We start from the raw sequence: 3,118 nt of genomic DNA, 5'->3' as shown, positions 1-3,118 counted from the left end.
TTATAAGAGACAGCTTCCCTACGAGGGAAGGGGGTTTTCAAAGCCTCTCCCCGCTTCGGGGAGAGGTTTGGAGAGGGGTTTGTTTATACATTAAAAACTTCTCAAACACCCTCTTAGAACTCAACACGGCTGAATTTATTTAATATTTTCCTGTAAATACTCGTTCGGCTGGTCCTGTCATGTAAATCCGGTTGTCAAGTTCTGACCACTCGATTTCTAGGGGTCCGCCGGGTAATTCTATGGTAGCGGTGCGATCGCATTTATCGTTCAATACACCCGCTACTAAGGACGCACAAGCACCTGTTCCGCAAGCGAGGGTAATTCCAGCACCTCTTTCCCAAACGCGCATTTTCAAATAGTTACGATTGACTATTTCAATAAATTCGGTGTTGGTTTTTTTAGGAAATACGGGATGATTTTCAAATTGGGGACCAATGCTTTCTAAATTAATCGCCGCAACATCTTCCACAAAGGTGATACAGTGGGGATTTCCCATGCTGACACAGGTAACATCCCAAGTTTTCCCGGCTACTTCCAAGGGTTGATTAATGACTTGAAACTCACTAGGTGATAAGGTGGTAGGAATTTCTTCTGCTAATAACCGGGGTTCACCCATATCCACTTTAACTTGACCATCATCAGTGAGTTGGGGGGCAATCACACCTGCTAAGGTATGAATATGATATTTATCTTTTGTCCGGGAAATGCCTTCTAGGTCTGTCAAAAATACCGCTAAACAGCGAATCCCGTTCCCACACATTTCCGGTTCTGAACCATCGGAGTTAAAAATTCGCATGGTGTAATCAGTGCCATTCTGTCCAGGAAGTGCGAAAATAATACCATCTGCTCCGATACCAAAATGGCGATCGCACCACTGTACAGCTTTCTCTGGCGTTAATACTGGTGTCAATGAGGAACGGTTATCAATAAGAATAAAATCATTACCGAGTCCGTGATACTTACTAAATTCGATTGCCATTTTGCCCTAAATGAATTATTAAAGATTCATTCATACTATTAAAAAATTTGTCATTTGTCAGTTGTCGGTTGTCAGTCGTCAATTACCAATTACCAATTACCAATTACCAATTACCAATATAATATATGGCAACCAATCAATTTGATACTTCCCTACCTAGCACTCGTCAAGTCCAGAAGTGCATTAAAGAAAAATTAACGGTCGAATTTAGATTAATGACTGGTGATTTGATCACAGGTCGCATATTTTGGCAGGATCACAATTGTATCTGTATTTTTGATGGTAATAATGAGCAAATTATGGTTTGGAAACAGGCGATCGCCTACATGAAACCATTCAGTGATACAGTAGCCTAAACAGGACTAAACCCACAAAATGCCAACAATTTTTAACGCCAACCTACTTAAATCTAGATAAAACTGTGTTGCTTCTAGTTGCTTATCGGATTGACTGGATATTATTGCTTTGTCTAATATTTAAATTAACGGTGGAATTTAGCGGGACTAATCAACGTTAAGGATATTTTTACAATGTCTAAAATACGCATCACAGATATACCTGTATTCGCAGACATATCTATTGACCAACAAAAAGTTATAGTAGGTGGTACGACTACTGGTCCGACTACAGCTATCGGGACAAACCCTGTACCCAATTACATTCCTTTAAACCCAATCATCAATAATTTTCTTACCAGTTTAGATATTAATGCTTTTGACTGGAAACCATACCTAGATAGTGTAGGATTCGACATAAATTTACCAATGATCACGTGATAATTTTAACGCCTTACAAGGAAGACTGATAAAGGGCGGGGGAACCCCGCCCCTACGGAGGTTTAAATACCCCAGCTTAGTGTTAAAGGACGCTGGGCGAGAACTTGGCTATAAAGCTCTTCTAATTGGGTGATATTATCATTTAAGGTATAGCGTTCTAATACTCGCTTCCTGGCTTTTTCTCCCAACAATGTGGTTAACTCTGGATGATCTTGGCATAGTGGTAATAGGGTCTTTAACTGCGATCGCACACTGCTTGTATTAATCGCTACACCAGCCCCCTTTTCTAAAACTTCCCCGTCTGCACCCACGTCAGTAGCTAAACAAGCTACACCACAGGACATAGCCTCTAATAAAGACAAGGATAATCCCTCTACCAAAGAAGGTAAAATAAATACATCCGCCCCTCGTAAAATTTCGATCCGGCGATTTTCATCGGCGATAAATCCTAACCAGATGATGCCATGTTCTCGACCATAAAATGACTCCAGAGAAGGCTTTAATGGACCATCACCCACAATCAATAATTTGGTATTAACACCCATATCTGATTGCTTCCAAGCCCGCAAGAGAGATTCAACGTTTTTCTCTTGGGCGATTCTCCCTTGATAAACAAACAAACGTTCAGCCCCGAATTCGGCTTTAACATGAGAAACACCGGGAGAATACTTAACAGGATCTACACCATTAGGAATCACAGCAATTTTGCTGTCCCCAACCCCCATACCTGAGAGTAATTCCCGTTGAATTTGGGAAAAGATAATTACCCGATCATAATGATCTAAAAAAGGAGCATAAAGTTGATAAGCTAAAAGCTGGGTACTAGATATTAATTTTGCTCCCTTCCCTGCAAATGGAGTGTGGAAAGTGGCAATGAGGGGCAAATTTAACTCTTCGCAAATTTCTGGTAAAACAAAATCTAAAGTTGATAGAGTCAGAGAAGCGTGGACTATATCTGGTTTAATTTCCCGTAGTGAATCTTTCAAAACCTTAGTTGCTTTGAAAGAGGGAATTGTGTAAACCTGAGATTTGTAGATAAATGGTAAAGGAACTTCTTGAAAATTAGGCCAATTGTCAGTTGTCGCTTCTTCTTGAGCAAAGTGCAGAAAACTAACCTCGTGTCCCCTGTCTAGTAATCCGTTGGTAATTTCTCGACTGTAGGTGACGTTACCGCAAAAGGGTGTTTTTTTTCCAATCCAAGCTATACGCATTCTTCAGTTATCTATAAAAAAAACGAGGGTAAAATATACTGTTTTTATTATGAAGTTGTTATAGCCGAATTTTTGGTATTCACAAAAACTCAGATATCTCTAACTTTAAAACCTAAATAATCTGGGCAATTAAACAATCAATAGCTTTATTG

At 39.8% G+C, this 3,118-nt stretch carries 4 protein-coding genes; 2 read left to right on the top strand and 2 right to left on the bottom strand.

Annotated features, from left to right (window positions below):
- Window positions 1-139: 139 nt before the first annotated feature.
- Complete coding sequence (dapF, locus tag IQ228_RS23920) at window positions 140-979, bottom strand: diaminopimelate epimerase (protein ID WP_193964681.1); 840 nt, start codon at window positions 977-979, stop codon at window positions 140-142.
- A 125-nt stretch (window positions 980-1,104) separates the two neighbouring features.
- Between dapF and IQ228_RS23915 the strand changes: the two genes are divergently transcribed.
- Window positions 1,105-1,335 (top strand): RNA chaperone Hfq, encoded by a 231-nt coding sequence (locus IQ228_RS23915; protein ID WP_027401629.1) that lies wholly within the window; start codon window positions 1,105-1,107, stop codon window positions 1,333-1,335.
- A gap of 174 nt (window positions 1,336-1,509) precedes the next feature.
- A complete protein-coding gene (locus IQ228_RS23910; protein WP_027401628.1) occupies window positions 1,510-1,755 on the top strand; it encodes a hypothetical protein in 246 nt (81 codons plus the stop codon).
- Between the two features lie 62 nt (window positions 1,756-1,817).
- Here the strand turns inward: IQ228_RS23910 and IQ228_RS23905 are convergent, their stop codons facing one another.
- Entirely contained in the window at window positions 1,818-2,966 is a 1,149-nt protein-coding gene (locus IQ228_RS23905; RefSeq protein WP_027401627.1) for a glycosyltransferase family 4 protein, read from the bottom strand.
- Window positions 2,967-3,118 lie beyond the last annotated feature (152 nt).

It is taken from the genome of Dolichospermum sp. LEGE 00246 (assembly GCF_015207865.1).
GTDB lineage: Bacteria > Cyanobacteriota > Cyanobacteriia > Cyanobacteriales > Nostocaceae > Dolichospermum > Dolichospermum heterosporum.
This window is presented reverse-complemented; position numbering and strand designations above follow the sequence as displayed.